Below are 21,597 nucleotides of genomic sequence, written 5' to 3'. Positions count from 1 at the left end.
CACGGCGGTTCCTCCCCGGTCGCGGCCGGTCCATGCCGTAGGTTGCCAGCGGGACGGTTCGAACACTGCTGCTCGGGGGTGAGGAGGCACGTTGGCGCGAGCCGATGGAGACGTGGAGCTGTCACGGTCCGCCGCGGCGACACCCCGGGTCGCGCCGACCGACCTGCCGCTGTCGGTGGCCCAATTGCGCTGGTGGGTGGCACAGCAGCTGTATCCGGAGGTGCCCAATACCGTCGCCATGTACCTGGAGCTGCGCGGACCGCTGCGGGAACAGCGGCTGCGCGAGTGCGCGGCGCGGGCGGCGTGGGAGTTGCAGTCCCCGCACGTGCGGTTCCGGATCGTGGACGGTCATCCCCGGCAGTTCCTGGATCCGGACGCCTTCGCGCCGATGGGCTACGCGGACCTCACCGCGGACGCCGACCCGGTCGTGGTCGCCCGGGAGCGGATGGAGCGCGACCACACCGCGCCGCTGAATCTGCACACCGATGCGCTGACCGTCGCCACGCTGTTGCGGGTGCAGCCCGATACGCATCTGCTGTATCTGCGCAGCCATCACATCGTGCTGGACGGTATCGGCGCGGCGGTGCTGCTGCGCCGGACCGTCGAGCTGTACGCCGCCGACGATGCCGAGGACGTGTCCGCGCCGTCGGCGCATTCGCCGCACGGCCCGCTGACCATCGCCGAGCTACTGGAAGCGGAGCGGTCCTACGCGGATTCCCCCCGTGCCCGCGCCGACCGGGAGTACTGGTCCGAACAGGTGGCGGGCCTGGGCGAACCGGTGCGGCTGGCGGGCCGCGCGGCCACCCGGCCGCGACCGCCGCACCGGGTGGCGGCCACGCTGCCACCGTCCACGGCGGATCGGCTCACCGTCTTCCGGGAGGGCGGTTACACCTTCCCCGAACTGGCCATCGCGGCCTTCGCCTGCTACCTGGCCGCCATGACCGGGTCGGACCAGGTGTTGCTCTCGCTGCCGGTGGCGGCCCGGCCGACCGCAGCGCTGCGCCGCTCGGCCGGATCGGTATCCAATGTGGTTCCGCTGCGAATCGGCGACTTTCGCGACGCCACCGTGGCGGAGGCGGTCGAGCGGGTGCGGGCGCGGCTGGTGGGGGCGCTGCGGCATCAGCGCTACCGGTACGAGGACATCCAGCGCGACCGCGGCGAGAACCACACCGTACGAGGCGGTTTCGGCCCCGTGGTGAACATGCTCGGCGCCACCGAACCCCTGCGCATGGGCGCGCTCACCGCGCACGTGCACCTGCTGGCGCTCGGACCGGTGGAGGATCTGCTGGTCAACGGCTATCAGCTGGGCCCTGACGACCGCTCCATCACCATTGGCATGCAGGGTAATCCGGAGCTGTACTCCGCCGACGCCCTGGCCGCGCACCATCGGGGTTTCCTGGACTATCTCGACCGCTTCCTCACCGACCCGGAACGGCCGGTACGAAGCCTGGATCCCGCGCACGCGCGCCCGGAACCGGCAGCGGTGCGCGCCGATCGCCTGCTGCCGGACCTGCTGCGCGCCGGCCTGATCGATGACGATGCGGGAGGGGACGCGATTCCCGGCGCAGCCGCGGCGGGGCATGCTCGGGGTGTCGAAGGCGTGCGCGGCTCTGTCGGGGGCGGCGTGGGTAAGCGCGGGCCGGCCGGGGGTGTCGAAGGCGTGCGCGGCTCTGTCGGGGGCGGCGTGGGTGAGCGCGGGTCGGCCGGGGGTGTCGAAGGCGTGCGCGGCTCTGTCGGGGGCGGCGTGGGTGAGCGCGGGCCGGCCGGGGGCGGAGGGGATGGGCAGAGCCGTGTGGGCGGCGCGGTGGCGCGCGGTCCGGTCGGAGGTGACCGGGATGCGGGTGGTTTCCTCGGTGCTGAAGGAGCGGCGTGTGTCCCTGCCGACGGTGCTGGGGACATGCCGCGCCGCGCCGGTGCTGAGGCGGCCCACCGGGCTGTGTCTCTACGGTGCGATCCGGTCGCGGTCGAGGACGGTGACCGTGCGTGGACGTATCGCGAGTTGGACCGGCTGTCGTCGTGCTGGGCGCGGGAACTCATCGAATCCGGCGCGGGGCCGGGCACTGTCGTCGTCGTGGCGATTCCGCGATCGGCCGAGTCGGTGCTCGCCCTGTGGGCGGTGGCGAAGACCGGAGCGGCGTTCGCACCCGTAGACCCGAACGATCCGGCGCGACGGCTGGCGACCGTAGTGGCGGATTCCGTTGCGCGCCAAGGGCTGACGGTGGCATCCGCGCGCGATGTGCTGCCGTCGGGACCGGCTTGGCTGGTTCTCGACGATGCGGATACGGTCGCGCGGGTGCGGCGGCGATCCGGCGCGCCCGTCACCGACGCCGACCGGATCCGGCCGCTGCGCCGGGATCATCCGGCGTACCTCATCTACACCTCGGGCACCACCGGCACCCCGAAAGGGGTGCTCGTCACCCACCGCGGGCTCGGTCCACTCACCGACCACATTGTCGAACACTATGGGGTGGAGCGGGATTCGCGCATTCTGCACGCGCATGCCCCGTCGTTCGACGCGCATCTGCTGGAGTTGCTGGCCGCCTTCGCCGCCGGTGCCCGGCTGGTGATCGAACCGCCCGCCGTGGTGGCCGGGGCCGATCTGGCCGCACTGTTGCACCGGGCCGCCATCACCCACTTCCTCACCACCCCGGCGGTTTTGGCGACCATCACTCCGGAACAGGTTCCGCTACTGCGGGTGGCGGTGGTGGGCGGCGAAGCCTGCCCGGCCGAGCTGGTGCGGCGCTGGGGTCCGGCGCTGCGACTGTTCAACGGCTACGGCCCCACCGAAACCACGGTCATGGCAACTCAATCGGGGGCGCTCACCGCCGACGGTCCGGTGCCGATCGGGCCGCCGCTGCCGGGAGTGCGGGCACTGATTCTCGACGAGCGGGTGCGTCCGGCACCGCCGTGCGGGCGCGGTGAGCTGTACCTGGGCGGACCCGGCGTGGCGCAGGGGTATCTCGGCCGTCCGGGAGCGACGGCCGAGCGTTTCGTCGCCGATCCGTTCGGCGACGGGGACCGCGTCTACCGCACCGGCGACCTGGTGCGGGTGGCGGCCGACGGTGCGCTCGAATTCCTCGGTCGCGTCGACGATCAGCTGAGTGTGCGCGGCCGCCGCGCGGAACCGGCGGAGGTGGCGGCCGCGCTCACCGCCCTGCCCGACATCGCGCAGGCGGCGGTCACCGCGCACGACGGGCCGGGCGGTATCCGACTGATCGGCTATATCGTGGCCGCTCCCGGACTCCGGCTCGACCACGCCGACATTCTCGGGCGGCTGCGCGAACTGCTGCCCGCCGCACTGATTCCCGCGCAACTGGTCGAACTCGACGAGCTGCCGGTGACCGCGCACGGCAAGGTGGACCGCTCCGCGCTGCCCCCACCGCCGACGCCGCAGCGGCCCTACCGCACACCGGAATCGGAGTCCCAGCGACTCGTCGCCGAACGGTTCGCGGCGATCACCGGGGCCGCGCGCGTCGGTCTCGACGACGACTTCTTCGAGCTGGGCGGCGATTCCCTGCTGGGCGTGGCACTCTCGGCCGATCTGGCCGCCGCCACCGGCCTGCCGGTCACCGTGCGCTGGCTCTACACCGCCCCCACCGTACGGGAACTGGCCGCCCGCCTGGACGAGCACGAGGGCGGCGCCGCCACCGACGACGCGCTCGGCGCGGTGCTCACCCTGCGTCGCGGCGGCACCCGGCCGCCGCTGTTCTGCGTGCATTCCGCGGTCCCCCTGGCCTGGTGCTATTCCGGTCTGGCCCGGCAGCTTCCCGACCGCCCCGTCTACGGGTTGCAGGCGCTGACCCTGTCGGGTGAACCGCGCGCCGGAGCGACCGTCGACGAACTGGCCGACGGGTATGCGGCCGAGATCGTGCGGGTGTCGCCGGACGGCCCCTACCACCTGCTGGGCTGGTCGCTGGGTGGGCAGATCGCGCACGCGGTCGCCGTGCGGCTGCGGGCGCGCGGGGCGGACGTCGCCACCCTCGCCATGCTCGACAGCATCGACTTCCCCGACGACATGCCGCCACCACCGGCGCCGCGCATGCGCGATCTGCTCACCCATCTGCTCGGCGACGAACCCGAGGACGCCGACGAACTCCCCGATCTCACCGCCGCCGAAGCGGCTGCCGAATTAGCCTCCGCCGCTGCTTCTTTCGGCACCGGCCTGACCGCCGAGCAGCTGACCCGCCTGCATCGCGGCTATGTCGACGGCGTCCGCCTGTCGCACGGCTACCGTCCCGGTGTCTTCGACGGCGACCTGCTGTACTTCTCGGCGACCCGCGGCATGACCGCCGGACTCGACGCGCGGATGTGGCGTCCGCACGTCACCGGCGCTCTCGTCGAACACCCCGTGGACGCCACCCACGCGCAACTGTGCAATGCCGACGTCGTCGCCGCCATCGGTCCGATACTGGCCGCTCACCTCGACGGTGCGGACTCCCGATGAGGAGCGGGCCACGCTCGGGCGTGCACTGGTGGAATGTGTACGCCGATCCCGAGGCATGGGAGCGGCAGGGTCCGGCCGCCGCCGCGCTGGTCGGCTGGATGGCCGATCATCTGGCCCAGCCGCATCCCGAACTGGGTCGTCCCGGACCGGTGTGCCCCTTCGTGCGGCACAGTGCCGATCGGCAGGTGGTGTGGGCCGGTTGCGCATCCGGCGGGGACGGACTGACCGAGGAGCGGATGCACCGTGTGCTCGACGACGCCTTCGAGGTGTATCGCGCGCTGCGGCAGGAGAATCCGTCCGAGCCGGCGCGTTCGACCCTCATCACGCTCTTTCCGGACCTGACCCGCTACGACCTGATCGACGCCGTGCACGCGGCACGCAAGACCGAGATCGTCGGGCAGGGGCTGATGCTGGGACAGTTCTATCCCGGCTGCCCGGTACCGGGACTGTGGAATCGCGATTTCCATCCACTCGACGCCCCGGTGCCCATGCTGGTGCTGCGTCCGATGATGAGCACCGACTTTCCCTTCCTGGTGGCCCGAACCGACTGGCTCTACGCGTACTTCACCCGATTCGCCCCGGATCTGCCGCGCACACTGCGGTGGGCGGTCGCTGAGCGAATGCTGGTGTCCGGCCGGGCGGCGGGCGATATCACCGATCTGCGCGTGCATTCCGCCGACGAACATGCCCGTTGATCACACACAATCGGTCTTGAACAAGGGATAATCCCAGTCATGCACCGGCTCACGCGCTGTCTGGTTGTCCTGTTCGCCGTATTCGCTGTGCTATTGCCGATACCCGCCACCGCGGATCCCGGATCCGTGATCGTCGAGGTGCGTCCCCTCGGCGGGCGGCAATTCGAAGTCGTCGTCTATTCGGCCGCCATGAATCGGACCATTCCGGTGTGGGTATCGCATCCGGGTCATCCCGCGCCCGCGCTGTATCTGCTCAATGCCGTCGACGGCGGCGAAACGGGCGGTCCGTGGACCAATCGCACCGATGTCGCGCAGTTCTTCGCCGACAAACCGGTCAATGTGATTCAGCCGATCGGCGGACACGCCTCCTACTATTCGGATTGGGTCGCCGACGATCCGGTCCTGGGCCGCAACAAGTGGTCGACCTTCCTCATCGACGAACTGCCGCCGCTGCTGGAGAACCACTTCGATATGACCGGCCGCAATGCCGTCGCGGGCACATCCATGTCGGCGACCTCGGCGTTGAACCTGGCCATCGAGGCCCCGGGCCGGTACCAGGCCGTGGGTTCCTACAGCGGATGCCCGCGCACCAGTGACCCGCTGGCCCGCGCGTATGTGCACTCGCAGCTGCGGCTGTTCGGCGCGAATGCCGACAATATGTGGGGTGGCGGCGACCATCCGGCCTGGGCGGCGCACGATCCGGTGGTCAATGCCGAGCGGTTGCGCGGTGTGGCGCTCTACATCTCGTCGGGCAATGGCGGGGCCGGGGTGCACGACACCCTGACCGATCCGTCCATCGGCGGCGACGCCGGTCGGCTCGCGGACCGGCTGCTGGTCGGCGGCGGCATGGAATCGGTGGTGCGCAGCTGCACCAACTCCCTGACCGATCGCCTGGCCGCCCTGGGCATTCCGGCCACCGTGGTGCGCCGCAACGGCACCCACGCCTGGCCGTACTGGCAGGACGATCTGCACGATTCCTGGCCGCTGTTCGCCGCGGCGCTCGGCGTGTAGCGGGCGTGGCGGCCTAGCGTCGGTCCGGAGGTTCGGGCAGCGCGAGGGTCGCCACCCCCGTGGCCACCGCCACCACCGCGATGGCGGTGAACATGGAGACACTGCCCGACAGCGTGTGCGCGCGGAAGAACACCGCGCTCAGCAGCGCGAGCCCGAGCGCATTGCCGATCTGCTCGATGGTCGGCAGCAGACCCGAGGCCGAATCCAGCTGCCGCTGCGCCAGCCGGGACAGCATGACCGGTTGCAGCGGTACACAGAACACGCCCACGCCCAAGCCCGCCAGGAGGACCGGGCCGATCACCAGCGGGACGGAGACCGCCCCGGCGGTCAGCCACAGGTAGACCGCACCGACCGCCACGCACACCCCGAAGCCGATGATCCCCGCCGCCAGCACGCGAACTCCCCAGCGCCGCACCAGCATCGGCGAGGCCAGCGCGCCCGCGCAGGCGCCCACCGCGAACGGCGTCATCAGCACCCCGGTGCGCCACGGCGTGAACCGCAGCACCTCCTGCAGCGTGATCGACACCGCGAAGACGAAGGCCGTGAACAGGCCGAAGAACACGGTCACCAGTCCGGAACCCAGGCGGAAGCCGCGATCGGCGAACAGGTCGAAGCGCACCAGCGGATTCCCGCGTGCGGCCGCCCGCCGCTGCTGTACGAGGAAGGCGGCCACACCGCCCACGGCCACCGCGATCAGCGCCAGCGGCGCCGGCCGCCACCCGTGCTGCTGGATATCGGTGAGCGCCCAGAGCAAAGCGAACAGGCTCGCGGTGGACAGCGCCGCCCCGCCCGGGTCGAGCCGTTCGCGCTGCGGTGGGCGGCCCAGCCGCAGATATCGCAGCGCCAGCGCGAAGGTGACGAGCCCCAGCGGCAGGTTGATCAGGAAGATGGCATGCCAGCCCAGTCCGAACGGATCGGCGGTGACCAGCGCCCCGCCCAAGATCGGCCCGAGCATTCCGGCGAATCCGGCCACCGCGCCGTATACGGCGAAGACCTGCGGAAGCCGGGCCCGCGGGAAGCTGGCGGTGGCGATGGCGATGGTCTGGGCCGCCATCCCGGCCGCGGCGATGCCCTGCACCACCCGGGCCGCGACGAGTTCGGCCGCGCTGCCCGAGATTCCGCACCACACCGAGGCCGCCGTGAACGCCGCCGTGGCTGCGAGGAACAGCCTGCGCCGTCCCAGCAGCTCACCCAGTCGCGCGGCGGTGAGCAGGGTGCATGCGAAGGCCAGCGCGTACCCCGACACCACCAGTAGCTGCGCCCGAGGTGAGGCCGACAGGTCCGCGGTGATGCTGGGCAGGGCGGTGGTGACGATGGTGCCGTCGACCATCTGCATGAACACCGCGATCAGACAGCCGGTGAAGGACAGCCACGCCGCGGTGTCGCCGTCAGCCCGCTCGCCGATGGCGAATTTCTGGTAACCCTGCGGAGTGTCGATGGGGCCAGCATAGTGGCAGTCAGGGCTGTTATCCGTGCGTCGGAGTCGAATTGCGGCCAGGTAGCTGTTTTTCGTGGTCCCGGGCTTCACAGGTTCGGGTGGTAGGGTCTCGCACCCGAATCAAGGTCAGGCGTGACCGGTGGCGGGAAGGGGCGGGGGCGCTGCGGTAACGCCTACGTGGAGCGGGTCGGGTAGGAGGGTTCGGTTTCGTTGCGGGACAGCGCTTTCAGGGATTCCCAGGACCATGCCCGAACGCCGCGGCGGCCGGGCCGACATCGCAAACCCTCGCCCATCGGCGTGCTGAAGGGCCGGGCCGTGGTGGTGGCGGTGGCGCTCGGTGCGGCGGTCGCGGCCGCGCAGGCCGGTATGCAGGAGGCCGCGGCCCGCGAACGCCTCGACACCGGCGTGCACGCCCAGGAGATCGCCGGACTGCCGCCCGCCCAGCACACCGGCACCGATGCGCACTTCCCGGAAGTCCTGAACGACCCGCCGGTGGAAGACCTCTCGCAATTCCAGGCGATTCTGGAGCACGGGCGGCACTTCGCCGCCGACGCCGAGGCGCGGGCCACGGCGGGTCTGCGGCCGCTGTTCGTGAAATTCGCCGACGGCGTGTTCACCTCGGGCTTCGGGATGCGCTGGGGCGCACAGCACCTGGGCGTGGATGTGGCCGCGCCGATCGGAACGCCCATCTACGCCGTCGAGGACGGGGTGGTGATCAGCGCCGGACCCGCCTCCGGTTTCGGCATGTGGGTGCGCCTGCTGCACGACGACGGCACCATCACCGTCTACGGCCACGTCGATACGACCACCGTATCGGTAGGGCAGCCGGTGCTGGCCGGTGACCAGATCGCCACGGTCGGCAACCGCGGCTTCTCCACCGGACCGCACTGCCATTTCGAGGTGTGGCTCAACGGCTCCGACAAGGTGGACCCCCTGCCGTGGTTGGCCAGTCGCGGCATCTCCCTCGGACCCGAGCGCGACTGAGTCCGCATACCGGGCCGCTCTCGCATGGGTTAGGCTCAGAACCATGTCCATTGCCGTCCGCCTCGCCCCCGGATGCCGCCCGCGCGGCTGCCGGGCGCCCGCGCGGCGGGTGCACGGACGGCGGGTGCGGTTCGTGATCGGCGCCGAGCCCGGCCAGGTCGACGGGATGCGATGGCTCGGCGCGCCGCGCATCGGACGGGGTATCTGAGGGCAGCCATCCGCTGCCCGGCCCCGTCGGCTCTCCCTATGTCATCGGGTGTGCTTTCGCCGTGCGCGGCGCGTTCTCGTGACCCTTCCGCCACGGACACCGGGACGCCGCTCCCGGCTCAGGAGCATGCCGATATGGACAGCCAGTACTTCTTTCCGGCACCGCCGGACCAATTCCCCGGCCCCACAGGATATTTCGGTGGGTACGGAGGTATCTTCGTTCCGGAGGCGCTGGTCGCCGCCGTCGACGAGGTCGCCGTCGAATACGACAAGGCCAAGGCCGACCCCGCCTTCGTCGACGAACTGGAGCGCCTGCTCGCCGACTACGCGGGACGACCAACGGCCCTCACCGAGGCACGCCGGTTCGCCGAATACGCGGGCGGGGCACGGATTTTCCTCAAACGCGAGGATCTCAACCACACCGGTTCGCACAAGGTGACCAATGTGCTCGGGCAAGCGCTGCTCGCGCGCCGCATGGGCAAGACCCGCGTCATCGCCGAGACCGGTGCCGGATCGCACGGGGTGGCCACCGCCACCGCCGGTGCGCTGTTCGGCCTCGACTGCACCGTCTACATGGGTGAGGTCGACATGCGGCGGCAGGCGCTCAATGTGGCGCGGATGCGCATGCTGGGCGCGCGGGTCGTTCCGGTCGCCACCGGGTCGCGCACCCTGAAGGACGCCATCAACGAGACCTTCCGGGACTGGGTCGCGAACGTCGACAGCACGCACTACATCTTCGGCACGGTCGCCGGGCCGCATCCCTTCCCCGCCATGATCCGCGACTTCCAGCGGGTGATCGGGGTGGAGGCGCGGCGTCAGCTGCTCCAGCGGACCGGACGGCTGCCCGACGCGGCCGTCGCGTGCGTGGGCGGCGGCTCCAACGCGATCGGGCTCTTCCACCCCTTCCTCGCCGACGCTGTGCGTCTGATCGGTTGTGAGGCAGCGGGTCACGGTGTCGAATCCGGGCGGCACGCGGCCACCCTGACGGCCGGTGAGCCCGGCGTCCTGCACGGCTCGCGCTCCTATGTCCTCCAGGACGACGAAGGGCAGATCGCCGAGGCGCATTCCATCTCCGCCGGACTCGACTATCCGGGCGTCGGCCCCGAACACGCGCACCTGCACGACAGCGGCCGTGTCGAATATCGCCCGATCACCGACGCCGCCGCCATGCACGCCTTCCGGCTGCTGTCCGCGACCGAGGGCATCATTCCGGCGATCGAGAGTGCGCACGCCCTCGCCGGAGCGCTCGAGGTGGGGCGGGAACTCGGTCCGGACGGCGTGCTGCTGGTGAGCCTGTCCGGACGCGGCGACAAGGATATGGACAGCGCCGCAAGTTATTTCGGCATGCACCAGGTGGGGGAGGAGCGGCGATGAGCGGGAACATCCAGCTGTTGACCGATACGCTCGCCCGGGCGAAACGGGAGCGCCGGGCCGCGCTTGTCACCTACCTGCCCGCCGGATTCCCGACCGTCGACGGTGGTATCGCCGCGATCACGGCGGCCTTGGACAGCGGGGCCGACATCATGGAAATCGGCCTGCCGCACAGTGATCCGGTGCTGGACGGCCCGACCATCCAGACCGCCGCCGAGATCGCCCGGCGCGGCGGCACCCGCATCCGCGACGTCCTGCGCACCGTACGCGAGACCCACCGCGCCACCGGCAAACCCGTGCTGGTGATGTCCTACTGGAATCCGATCTCCCGCTATGGGATCGAGCGCTTCGCCGCCGAACTGGCCGCGGCGGGCGGTGCGGGCTGCGTGCTGCCCGACCTGCCCGTCCAGGAATCCGCCCGGTGGCGTGCCCACGCGGCCGCCCACGACCTCGCCACCGTCTTCGTGGTCGCACCCAGCACCACCACCGAGCGGTTGCGTGAGATCGCGGCCGTGGGAACGGGTTTCGTCTACGCCGCCGGGCTCATGGGCGTCACCGGCTCCGGCGGATCCCTCGGCGACACCGCCGCCGAGCTGGTGCGCCGCATCAGAACCACCACCGACCTGCCCGTCTGCGTCGGCATCGGCATCACGAACGCCGCGCGTGCCACCGCGGTCGCGTCCTACGCCGACGGTGTGGTCGTCGGAGCCGTCCTGGTGCGCGCTGCCCTCGACGCGCCCGACGCGAGCGCCGGACGCGCGGCCGTCCGGGAGCTCGTGCGCGAACTCGCGGTGGGTATGCGTGGTTGACCACATCGCCTCCGTGCATGGTGCCGCAACCGTGCGCGGAGGCGATGCCCCGGGACGTGCGTCCACCACCGGCCGGGCGGGGGATGCGGCGGGCCGAGAAGCATGCGGCGGAGGCGTCGGTAAAGCGACGCGGCGGAGGCGTCGGTAAAGCGATGCGGGGGAGGCGGCCTACCGAGCGACGTGTGGGTGTGGCGGCGGTTGAGCGGTGTGTGGGTGTGGTGGCGATGCGGGTGACGTGTGGGTGTGGTGGCGGTCGAACGACGCGCGGGTGTGTACTTGCGGCGCGCGGGGGAGGCCAGGGCCGGGCGCAGGCGCGAGATGAGGATGAACGGGGCCACCGAGTTGCACAGCTGCACCTCGAGCAGTTCGGTGGCGTCGACCTCGCGAGGCGAGCGGCCTGTGGCGGCGGGGCGAGCGTGTGGGCGCGGTGGCGTGCCTCGCGACGAGTGCGGTCGGGAAACAGTTCGGTCAGCGGCAGAGCAGTACCGGGCAGGCGGAGTGGTGCAGGAGGTCGCGGCTGGTCGATCCGAACAGGGCGGCGGCGGTGGTGGAGCGGGCTCGGGTGCCGAGGACCAGGAGTTGGGCGTTGTGGCTCAGTTCGGTCAGGGCGGGGCCGGGGACGGCGGGCAGGGCCAGTTCGGTGACCGGCACTTCGGGGTGGGTGATGCGGGGTGCGGCCAGCGCCTGGGTCAGGACGGCGCGTTCGGCGGGTGCACGATCGGGGGCGGTCCCGAGCGGTGCGATGCGCTCGGGCGGCCAGCAGTGGACGGCGGTGAGCGGTACGTGGAAGGCGGCGGCCAGGTCGAAGCCCAGTGCGACGGCGGCGGCGCTGAGCGCGGTGCCGTCCACGCCCAGCGCGACCGGTTTGTCCCGCGGGATGGGGCGACCGGCGACGCCGCGCCAGATCGCGACGGGGCAGTGCGCGTGCCGGGCCACCGCCATCGTGGTCGAGCCGACCACATGGTCGTCCCAAGCGGTCTGCGCGCCCACCACCAGCATTCGCGCACCGCGACTGCGGTCGACCAGGACGCGGTGCGCGGTGTCCGCGCTGACCTCGGTGGTGATCGGCAGATCCGGATCGCAGCGGCGGACCAGGCGCAGCGCGTACTCGGCGGCGCCGCGTGCCTGCTCGGCACCGTGCGGGGATCCGTGTCGATGCGGACCCGCGGCGGCGATCACGAGCGGTGCGTCCAGCGCCTCGGCGAGGTAGGCCGCCCACCGCGCGGCATTGAGTGCGGTGCCGGAGCCGTCGACACCGACGACGATGCTTCCGGAATCACCATGGGTATCCATCGGGCCTCGATTTCCGCTCGACCGGTTTGAGTGAACGCTGGTGCGGCACTACCAGGATGACCGTTGGGCTGCGGTCCGGCGTGATGCGTGAGACCTCGAAACAGGTGACCTTCGTCGATGCGGCGGGGACCGGATTCCACTGCCGCGCGGTGTCGGCGGCGGCGCACACTCACTCCCATCACGACCGCGATCGACGGTTGGGAGGAGTGAGGATGATTGTCACAGGCATCGCACTGGTCGCCGTCAGCGCACTCGTGGTGGCGTTCGGGTGGTGGAAATGGGTGGAGCCCCGGTGGAGACGGTACTCGGGTGCCGATGACCGCCGCTCCACGACGCGAATCGCCCGCTCTCCGTTCTCCGAGAATTCTTCGACGCTGGAGCAGGTCATGGAAATCCCCCCGGAACTCACCGCCGACTGGGCCGACCGCGGGCAGGTCTGGCCCGCCCTCAAGGTCGAGAACGCCCTCCTCGCCGAGCGTTTGGCCGGTCGCCTCGGTGCGGCGGACTACCGCAGCCGCCTCGCCGAACTGGCCTGGCGCTGCGAGCCCGCCTCCGACGAGCCCGCCTCCGACGACCGTCGCTAGCTCTCGCGGCGGATGTCCCGGTCACCGATGAGGCGACCGGGACATCCGTCTGCCGTCGCGCCCGCAGGCCCGCCGGTTGTGTTCCGCGACAGTCCCGCTAGGCGGTTTCGCGTGCGCCCTGGTCGAGACGGAACGGGGGATACTCGTCGCGCATGAGCGCCGCGTACGCGAGCACACGGTAGAACCAGCGGTTCACGCCCATGATGAAGTCGAACAGGCCGCGCGGGTAGCGGGCGGTGAACAACAGGGCGATGGCGGCGATCAGGACGAGGATGCCGATGAGGGGGATGACGGTGGTGCCGTTGCCGTTCTCGGCGGCGGTGTCGCCCAGCGTGACGCCGCCGCCGTACAGGGCGGCGATCACCAGGTAGTGGGGGATGGCGAGCAGCCACCACTTCACCAGAACCAGTCCGCGAGAAAGGTTTTCGGGGTACTCGACCTCGAGTTCGGCCGGATAGCCGGTGGGGCGCAGAGTGAACGGGGGATAGCGGTCGGTGCCGAGGGCGGCGTAGGTGTAGAACTGGACGCGCCAGGACCAGCGCATGACGCCGACCGTGAAGTCGAACAGCGGGCGCGGGTAGCGGCCGGTGAACAGGATCGCGAACCCCGCCACCACGGTGACCAGCCAGAACGCGATCCACAGGAACAGCAGGACGATGTAGTGCGGGATGGCCAGCAGCCATTTCACCAGCCACAGCCACCGGGAGAGCGGTTCGTCGAGGTCGCCGCGTAGGTGGACGGGGTAGGCGGACGCACCGTCCGGGGGCGCGGCGGCGGGGCGATCCGGCACGGTCTGTTCGGGATTCATCGGGACTTCTCCTTCGTCGATGGCGGATGGGAAGATCGGGGGGCTCACCGGTGTGCGGCCAGTTCGGCCAGCGGTCGGTCCTGGTGCAGGCGTGCGATGGCGTCGGCCAGCAGCGGGCCGACCGAGCACACGTCCAGCGGGGCGGCGCTATCGCGGTGCGCCACCGTGTCGGTGACCAGCACCCGGCGCAGGCCCAGTGCCCGCAGCCGTTCGGTGGCGGCGGGCAGCAGCGGGCCGTGCGTGGCGGCCACGACCACATCGCGGGCGTGATAGTGCAGGATGCGTAATGCCGCCTCGATGGTCGCGCCGGTGGCGATCATGTCGTCCACGATCACCGTGGGCCGACCCTCGATATCGCCGATGAGTTCCACGGCGCTGACCTCGGTGCCGCTCTGCCGGAACTTGCGCACGATGGCGACCGAGGTGCCGAGTGCGGCCGCGTACCGTTCGGCCAGCGGACCGGCCCCCAGATCCGGGGCGACGACCACCGTGCGGTCGGTGCGGCCCGCGGTGAGCCGCGACGCCAGCAGCGGTACCGCCGACAGCGTCTCGACCGGAATCGGGGACATGGCCTCCAGGGTCGGCGTATGCGGATCGACCACCACCAGCCGTTCCGCTCCCGCCTGGGCGATGGCCTCGCACACCAGCCGCGCGCCGAGCGACTCCCCGGTGTGGGTGCGCCGATCCTGCCGCACGTAGCCGAGGTAGGGGACCACCGCCGTCACCCGCCGTGCCCGCGCCCGCCGACACGCGTCCAGCAACAGCAGCAATTCCATGAGCGAGTCGTTGGCGGGCGGCGCGGTCGGCTGCACGACGTACACGTCGTGGCCGCCGACATGCTCCACCCGGGGCCGCAACTCCCCGTCGGGGAATCGCTCCACCGCCGATGCCTCGGAGGTGACGTCGAGAGCGTCGGCGATCGATTCGGCCAATCGCGGGTTGGCACTACCGGAAACAATGCGCAGCGAGGACATGGGTCCGCCTCCTAACCACCGGATGCGCGCCGGGTGCGTGGAGCCGCGCCCGTCGTCTCACTGTCCGTCCCGGCCGGTGCCGTGGAGCAGTGCCGATCGCCACCGGATGCGATGACCTAGGCCATGTGTGCGCGGCGCGAAAATTCGGAACCGGGTCGTGGCCGCAGTCCGTTTGATGGTGGCGCAGGTCACAGTTTGATAGCGGTTCGGGCAAAGCCTTTTCGCCGTCTTTGCTCAGTCTTTACGATTAGCGCGACCTTCGATCGGGCCGCGTTTCCAGCGGCCCACGATCGGTCGGCTCTACAGCTTCGCCCGCCCGCGCTCGATGCCAGTACATGTTGACCGATGAACCGGATCGGCCGAGCCGATTCGGCGAAGGAGAGATATGTCGACCGACACCGAACCAGCCGTCCGGACGTCGCTACCCGGTTTCGCCGCCGTACTCCGCCACGATGTGCCCGCTTCCCTCGTGGTTTTCCTGGTCTCCCTGCCGCTGTCCATCGGGATCGCCGTCGCCGCGGGCGCGCCGGTGGCCGCCGGACTCATCGCCGCCGTGGTGGGCGGCGTCGTCGCGGGCATGCTGGGCCGGTCGGCGTTGCAGGTGAGCGGGCCGACGGCGGCGCTCACCGTGGTGGTCGCCGAGTCGATCAACCAATTCGGCTGGGCAGCAACCTGTTTCATCACGATGCTGGCAGGGCTGCTGCAGATCGGCTTCGGGTTGAGCCGGATCGCGCGCGCCGCGCTGGCCATCGCGCCGGTGGTGGTGCACGCCATGCTGGCGGGCATCGGCGTGGTGATCGCACTTCAGCAGCTGCACGTACTGCTCGGCGGCGGCTCGCTCAGCTCCTCCTGGGACAGCATCACCGGACTGCCGCACCAGCTGCGCACCGCCGACGGCGGCGACCTGTTCATCGGCGTGCTCGTGATCGCCATCCTGATCGGCTGGAAGTACATGCCCCGGCCGCTGCGCCCCGTCCCGGGTCCGCTGGTGGCGGTCCTGGTGGCCGCGCTGCTGGCCGCCGTGTTGCCGATCGACGCGGAGCGCATCGTGCTGAACGGCTCACTGCTCGATGAGCTGCGCATTCCCGAACTGCCGCAGGGCAATTGGACCGCCATCGCCTTCACCGCCGTGAGTGTCGCGCTCATCGCCAGCGTGGAGACCCTGCTCTCCGCGGTCGCCGTGGACCGGATGCGGCCCAGCCATCGTACCGACCTGGACCGGGAACTGATCGGGCAGGGCGGCGCCAACATGGTGTCCGGACTCATCGGCGGCCTGCCCATCGCCGCCGTCATCGTCCGCAGCATCACCAATGTGAAAGCCGGTGCGCGCACCAAGGTTTCGACCATGCTGCACGGGCTGTGGATCCTGATCTTCTCGGTGCTGCTGGTCGGGGTGGTGCAGCAGATCCCCAAGGCGGCGCTGGCCGGGCTGCTCATCGTGGTGGGTGTGCAGCTCATCAAGCTCGCGCACATCCGCCGCGCACAGCGCACCGGCGACCTGGTGGTGTACGCGGCCACCGTGGTGGGGGTGGTCTTCTGGAATCTGTTGCTGGGCATGGTTGTCGGCCTGGTGCTCGCCTTCGCGCTGCTGCTGGTGCGGGTGGTGCGGGTGAGCGTCACCGCCGCCCCCGACGACGGCGGTCGGTGGCGAGTGGTGGTGGACGGCACCTGCACCTTCCTGGCGCTGCCCAAGCTCACCAGCGAGCTGGCCAAGGTGCCCGCCGGTGTGGACGTGACGGTGGAGTCGACCGTCGACTTCCTCGACCACGCCGCCTACGACGCCATCGAGGAATGGGCGAGGCAGCATCGAAGTGGCGGCGGCACCGTGGAATTCGTCGATATCGGGACGGTGCGCATGGCCGCGGCCGTGGACGGGCCACCCGCGCGCGGACAGTCCCGGCTGCTGCTGGACGAGGTGCTCGGCCCGTGGCGGCGTACCGCGGTGTCGGCCGATCCGATCGTCGCGGGCGTGGCCGCCTACCACCGCCGCAACGCCCACGTCATGCGCACGCACCTGGATGTGCTGCGCAACGGCCAGGAACCGGACTCGCTCTTCCTGGCCTGCGCGGATTCGCGGATCGTGCCGAATGTGATCACCAACAGCGGTCCGGGTGACCTGTTCACCGTGCGCAATGTCGGAAATCTGGTGCCCGCCGACGGCTGTGACGCCTCCATGGAGGCGGCACTCATCTACGCGCTGGACAAACTCGACGTGCGCTCGGTGGTGGTGTGCGGACACTCCGGCTGCGGGGCCATGGAGGCGCTGTGCGCCGAATCGGTCACCGGTTCCGGGTTGGACGACTGGCTGGCGCACGCGCGGCCGAGCCTGCTGCGCTACCGGCTCGGGCATCCGGTGGCGGCGGCCGCCGCGGCGGCCGGGTTCGGTCCGGTGGATCAGCTGGGCATGGTGAATGTGGCGGTGCAGCTCGAGACGCTGCACGCGCACCCCGTCGTCCGGCGCGGGGTGGAGGAGCGCGGCGTGGTCGTGTCGGGCCTGTTCTTCGACATCGCCACGGCGCGCGTGGTGGAGATCACGGTCGACGGCATCGCCGAGATAGATGACGTCGGACGTCGGGTTTCGGCGCAGCCGGTGTGAGCGGGGCGGGCGTGGATACAGGGCGTTCACGCACCATTTTCATTGGTGGACAGGTTTTCTCAGGCTTTGCTAAGTCTTTACCCTTAGCCTTGCCTTCACTTCCCGGCGATCTTGTGGTCAACGTCGCCCGCAAACCGCTTTCCTCGATGCCCTTGTTCGACATCGTCCGGGTCACCCTCGTCAGACCTGGTGAAGGAGAAGTATGTCCCTCGACACTGCCTCGCAGCAGAGTTCCGGAGAATCCCGCTGGCAATCCCTGCTGCGCCACGATCTGCCCGCGTCACTCGTGGTATTCCTGGTCGCCCTACCACTCTCGCTCGGCATTGCCGTCGCCTCCGACGCGCCCATCGCCGCCGGACTCATCGCCGCCGTGGTCGGCGGCGTGGTGGTGGGCCTGCTCGGCGGCTCCGCCCTACAGGTCAGCGGCCCGGCCGCGGGCCTCACCGTGGTGGTCGCCGAGACCATCAACCAATTCGGCTGGAAGACAGCCTGTTTCATCACCGCTGCGGCGGGGGTGCTGCAAATCCTGTTCGGCCTCAGCCGGATTGCCCGCGCCGCCCTCGCTATCGCGCCCGTGGTGGTGCACGCCATGCTCGCCGGTATCGGCATCACCATCGCCCTCCAGCAGGTGCACGTGCTGCTGGGCGGATCGTCGCAGAGTTCGGCCCTGGCCAATATCACCGGGCTGCCCGCCCAGCTGCTCAACCTGCACGGCGTCGACGTCCTGATCGGCGGCGTGGTCATCGCCATCATGCTGGGTTGGAAGTACCTACCCGCCAAGATCCGCGTGGTGCCCGGACCGCTGGTGGCCGTGCTGGTCGGCACCCTGCTGTCGCTGGTGGTGCCCGCCGATGTGGAGCGTATCGCGCTGAGCGGCTCGCTCTTCGACGCCATCGGCCTGCCCGAGATGCCCAGCGGGAACTGGGGTGCGGTGGTGCTCGCCGTGCTGACCATCGCGCTCATCGCGAGCGTGGAGAGCCTGCTGTGCGCGGTGGCCGTGGACAAGATGCACACCGGCCCGCGCACCAACTTCGACCGTGAACTGGTGGCCCAGGGCGTGGCCAACACCACCTCCGGCCTGCTCGGCGGGCTGCCGGTGACCGGGGTGATCGTGCGCTCGGCCAGCAATGTGCAGGCCGGTGCGCGCACCCGGGCCTCGGCCCTGCTGCACGGCATCTGGGTGCTGGTCTTCTCGGTGGCCCTGGTCGGCGTCGTGGAGCAGATCCCCAAATCCGTGCTGGCGGGCCTCCTCATCGTGGTCGGCATCCAGCTCGTCAAACTCGCGCACATCCGACTCGCCAAGCGCACCGGTGACCTGCTGGTCTACCTGGTCACCGTCACGGGCGTGGTGTTCCTGAACCTGCTCGAGGGCGTGCTGATCGGTCTGGGCCTGGCCTTCGCACTGCTGCTGTGGCGCGTGGTGCGGGTCGTGGTGTCGGCCGAACACGTGGACGCCGACCGCTGGGTGGTCCGGGTCGAGGGCACCTGCACCTTCCTGGCGCTGCCCCGACTCTCCTCGGAGCTGGCCACGGTGCCCGCCGGAGCCGACGTACTGCTGGAACTGAGCGTCGACTTCCTCGACCACGCCGCCTACGAAGCCATCCACGACTGGGCGCACCAGCACGAAAGCACCGGCGGCACCGTGGAATTCGTGGAACTGGGCACCGTGGACATGGCCCGTGCCCTGGCCGGTCCGCCCGAACGCGGACATGCGCGCGGTCTGCTGAACGATGTGCTGCGGCCGTGGCGCGACACCGAAGGCAACCCCATCACCGCGGGCGTCGCCGCCTACCACCGTCGCAACGCCCACGTGGTGCGCCCGCACCTGGACGAGCTGCGCGACGGCCAGGCTCCGCATTCGCTCTTCCTCACCTGCGCCGACTCGCGCATCGTCCCGAACGTCATCACCAACACCGGTCCGGGTGACCTGTTCACCGTCCGCAATGTCGGCAACCTGGTGCCCGGCCACGGCCGCGACACCTCCCTGGAGGCCGCCCTCACCTTCGCCCTCCAGGAACTGCGCGTCGAGCACCTGGTGGTGTGCGGGCACTCCGGGTGCGGCGCCATGAAGGCGCTGCGCGCGGGCGTACCCGACGGCCCCGGCCTCGGCGACTGGCTCCGCCACGCCCTGCCCAGCCTGGACCGCTACCGCCTCGGCCACCCCGTCGCCCGCGCGGCCGCTGCCGCCGGTTTCGACGAGACCGACCAGCTGAGCATGGTGAATGTCGCGGTCCAGGTGGAAACCCTGCTCACCCACCCGGAAGTCCGACGCGCCGTCCTCGAGCGCGGTATCACGGTGTCGGGCTTGTTCTTCGACATCGCCACCGCCCGCGTCCTCCAGGTCACCGCCGAGGACATCGCCGATATCGACGACCCTGAACTAGCGGAGCTAGCCGGGGTGTAGACGACAACCGCACAGCGGCCGTCAGGGCGCGGATTCGAACCGAATCCGCGCCCTCGGCCTGGTTATGTCATGTGAAGACGTGCAGTTCAGTTGATGTTTTCTGTTCTGCCGCAATAGGTTTCGCGGTAGAATAACTGTATGAATTCGGAGGGGGAAATCCAGCAGCGCGATCCCGCGCTCGCCACACTGGCGACCGCGATCGACACGCTGTTGGCCGAGGACCTGACCGGGTTCACCGACACCGAATTCACCGCCCGCGTGCAAGGACTGGAAGCGTGCCGGCGTCGGTTGGAGGCGGTGGGGCATCGGCACGTGATCGAGATCAACGACCGACAGTTGTGGACCACCACCGGATCGGTGGGGTTGTACCGGTATCTGGTGGAGACTCTGCGCCTGGCCAAGGCCGACGCCGTCGCCCGGGTGAAGGGTGCCGCGCAACTGGGGGCCATGACCAGTGCCTACGGCGAGTCGTGCGAACCGCGCCTGCCCGCCACGGCGTCGGCGCAGGCCGAGGGGGCGATCTCGGGGGATCACGCACGCGCGGTGATGCGGGTGATGGACCGGATACCTGACGCGGTCGACACCGAACACCGCGCCATCGCCGAGGAGCATCTGGCCGACGCCGCCCGCACCGGCACCCCGGAAATGGTCGGCAAGGTCGGCGACCGCATCCTCGGCTACCTCGACCCCGACGGCACGCTGACCACCGCGAAGGACCGGGCCCGGCTTCGGGCGGCCACCTTCGGCGAACAACGCGTGGATGGGATGAGCCCGTTCGGGGGGTGTTTCGATCCGGAGTTGCGGGCGATGGTCGATACCGTGTTCGCGAAGTGGGCACGACCGGGCGTGTGTATGCCCGACGACCCTGACAGTCCCCAGTTGGGGGTGCACGACCCCGACGGGTTCGACCCGAACCGGTTGGCGGCGGCGGTCGGGCGAGATGGGCGTACTCCGGCGCAGCGGCGGCACGACGCGTTGAAAGCGTTCCTGTCCGCCAGCGGCCCCGCGAAGTTGGGTGCACATCGCGGCCTGCCGGTGTCGATCGTGTTGACGATGTCGGTCACCGACCTACTGCGCGGTGCGGGAGTCGCCCGCGCCGCGACGGGGACGGCGATCCCGGTGCGGGAAGCGTGGCGGATGGCGCAGGGCTCGATCCCGCTGTTGCTGCTCTTCGACGAAACCCGAGGCAAACCCCTGTATTTGGGAGAAGGTGCAAGGATCGCGTCGCAGTGGCAGCGGTTGGCCGCCATCGCTCGTGACCGCGGCTGCACCCACCCCGACTGCTCCGCACCAGCCACCATGTGCGCGATGCACCACCTCATCCCGTGGGCCGCGCACGGTCCCACCGATATCGACAACCTCACCTTGGTCTGCGACGCCCATCATGCGCAGATCGCCGCCGATCCCGACGACCCGACCGGGTGGGCCACCTATCGCGTTCCGCCGGGGAGCGCGGATGCGGGGAGGACGGCGTTCTGTCCACCGGTCACGGTGGATCCGCAGCGTCGACCACGAGTGAATCGGTTCCATCACCCCGAACAGGTGCTGGCAGAGAGTGTGCAGCGTCGCCGCGCCCGGCTACTGGCCGAGCGCACGAGCGCATCCCGCCGCAACCAAGAATCCCGCCCCGCGCGCGAGCCTCACCGCCACGAATCGCACCACAGCGGATCCCGCCACGGCCGCGAGTCCCAGCACCGCGAATCCGGCCACAGTCACGAAGCCCGTTGTCCGCGCGAACCCCACCGCGCCCGCGAATAGCACCGCCCCGCACGACCCGGTTCGACAATCACACCCGGCATCAACCCCCGCACGGTGAAAACCCGTGCCGCACGGGGGCATTCGCCGTGACCCGAGCGAGGTCCCGCTACACCGGCATCGACACAGTCTCCGAGGCCCTCATCGCACCGAAACCATTCCACCGCCCTCGACACCCACCCACCGCACCCGGCACCACTCCACTCGTCCCGAAACTGGACCAC

At 70.3% G+C, this 21,597-nt stretch carries 13 protein-coding genes and 2 pseudogenes; 11 read left to right on the top strand and 4 right to left on the bottom strand.

Annotated features, from left to right (window positions below; translation table 11 throughout):
* Positions 1-91 precede the first annotated feature (91 nt).
* The 3 genes from QJS31_RS11640 to QJS31_RS11630 are packed head-to-tail and all read left to right on the top strand — an operon-like array spanning position 92 to position 6,150.
* On the top strand, positions 92-4,444 hold the full coding sequence (locus QJS31_RS11640) for an amino acid adenylation domain-containing protein (protein WP_306356672.1): 4,353 nt from the start codon (positions 92-94) through the stop codon (positions 4,442-4,444).
* Entirely contained in the window at positions 4,441-5,139 is a 699-nt protein-coding gene (locus tag QJS31_RS11635) for a DUF6875 domain-containing protein (protein WP_282782737.1), read from the top strand. Before QJS31_RS11640 ends, QJS31_RS11635 begins: the two co-directional genes overlap by 4 nt.
* Before the next feature lie 39 nt (positions 5,140-5,178).
* Positions 5,179-6,150 carry an alpha/beta hydrolase family protein gene (locus QJS31_RS11630; protein ID WP_029924209.1) on the top strand — a complete coding sequence of 324 codons (972 nt, stop codon included), beginning with the start codon at positions 5,179-5,181 and terminating at the stop codon, positions 6,148-6,150.
* 13 nt (positions 6,151-6,163) lie between these two features.
* Here the strand turns inward: QJS31_RS11630 and QJS31_RS11625 are convergent, their stop codons facing one another.
* Entirely contained in the window at positions 6,164-7,678 is a 1,515-nt protein-coding gene (locus QJS31_RS11625) for an MFS transporter (RefSeq protein ID WP_306356671.1), read from the bottom strand.
* A gap of 171 nt (positions 7,679-7,849) precedes the next feature.
* Between QJS31_RS11625 and QJS31_RS11620 the strand changes: the two are divergent.
* From QJS31_RS11620 to trpA, 4 genes and pseudogenes are all read left to right on the top strand, one after another.
* Positions 7,850-8,572: pseudogene (locus tag QJS31_RS11620) on the top strand (M23 family metallopeptidase); the annotation flags it as partial.
* 43 nt (positions 8,573-8,615) lie between these two features.
* A complete protein-coding gene (gene trpM / locus QJS31_RS11615; RefSeq protein WP_186000522.1) occupies positions 8,616-8,780 on the top strand; it encodes a tryptophan biosynthesis modulator TrpM in 165 nt (54 codons plus the stop codon).
* 134 nt (positions 8,781-8,914) lie between these two features.
* On the top strand, positions 8,915-10,153 hold the full coding sequence (gene trpB, locus QJS31_RS11610; RefSeq protein WP_282782731.1) for a tryptophan synthase subunit beta: 1,239 nt from the start codon (positions 8,915-8,917) through the stop codon (positions 10,151-10,153).
* Positions 10,150-10,959 (top strand): tryptophan synthase subunit alpha, encoded by an 810-nt coding sequence (trpA, locus tag QJS31_RS11605; protein WP_306356669.1) that lies wholly within the window; start codon positions 10,150-10,152, stop codon positions 10,957-10,959. The genes trpB and trpA overlap by 4 nt, the downstream gene beginning before the upstream one ends.
* Before the next feature lie 468 nt (positions 10,960-11,427).
* Here trpA and QJS31_RS11600 read toward each other — a convergent pair whose 3' ends face one another.
* Positions 11,428-12,252 (bottom strand): universal stress protein, encoded by an 825-nt coding sequence (locus QJS31_RS11600; protein ID WP_306356668.1) that lies wholly within the window; start codon positions 12,250-12,252, stop codon positions 11,428-11,430.
* 212 nt (positions 12,253-12,464) lie between these two features.
* Between QJS31_RS11600 and QJS31_RS11595 the strand changes: the two genes are divergently transcribed.
* Positions 12,465-12,836, top strand: a complete 372-nt coding sequence (locus tag QJS31_RS11595; protein ID WP_282782725.1) for a hypothetical protein — start codon at positions 12,465-12,467, stop codon at positions 12,834-12,836.
* A 97-nt stretch (positions 12,837-12,933) separates the two neighbouring features.
* On the opposite strand, the pseudogene QJS31_RS11590 reads toward QJS31_RS11595, so the two are convergent.
* Both QJS31_RS11590 and QJS31_RS11585 read right to left on the bottom strand, forming a co-directional pair.
* Positions 12,934-13,587 (bottom strand): annotated as a pseudogene (locus QJS31_RS11590) (DUF4389 domain-containing protein); the annotation flags it as partial.
* A gap of 101 nt (positions 13,588-13,688) precedes the next feature.
* Positions 13,689-14,618, bottom strand: a complete 930-nt coding sequence (locus QJS31_RS11585) for a ribose-phosphate pyrophosphokinase (protein ID WP_282782723.1) — start codon at positions 14,616-14,618, stop codon at positions 13,689-13,691.
* A 385-nt stretch (positions 14,619-15,003) separates the two neighbouring features.
* On the opposite strand from QJS31_RS11585, the gene QJS31_RS11580 reads away from it, so the two are divergent.
* From QJS31_RS11580 to QJS31_RS11570, 3 genes are all read left to right on the top strand, one after another.
* Entirely contained in the window at positions 15,004-17,214 is a 2,211-nt protein-coding gene (locus tag QJS31_RS11580) for a SulP family inorganic anion transporter (RefSeq protein ID WP_306356667.1), read from the top strand.
* Between the two features lie 202 nt (positions 17,215-17,416).
* On the top strand, positions 17,417-19,618 hold the full coding sequence (locus tag QJS31_RS11575; RefSeq protein WP_282786355.1) for a bifunctional SulP family inorganic anion transporter/carbonic anhydrase: 2,202 nt from the start codon (positions 17,417-17,419) through the stop codon (positions 19,616-19,618).
* Between the two features lie 138 nt (positions 19,619-19,756).
* On the top strand, positions 19,757-21,376 hold the full coding sequence (locus QJS31_RS11570) for an HNH endonuclease signature motif containing protein (RefSeq protein WP_306356666.1): 1,620 nt from the start codon (positions 19,757-19,759) through the stop codon (positions 21,374-21,376).
* The last annotated feature ends 221 nt before the right edge of the window (positions 21,377-21,597 follow it).

The sequence above is a fragment of the Nocardia sp. CC213A genome, assembly GCF_030766805.1.
Classification (GTDB): domain Bacteria; phylum Actinomycetota; class Actinomycetes; order Mycobacteriales; family Mycobacteriaceae; genus Nocardia; species Nocardia otitidiscaviarum.
The sequence above is the reverse complement of the archived record's forward strand: the minus strand, read 5'-3'. Positions and strand labels throughout refer to the sequence as shown.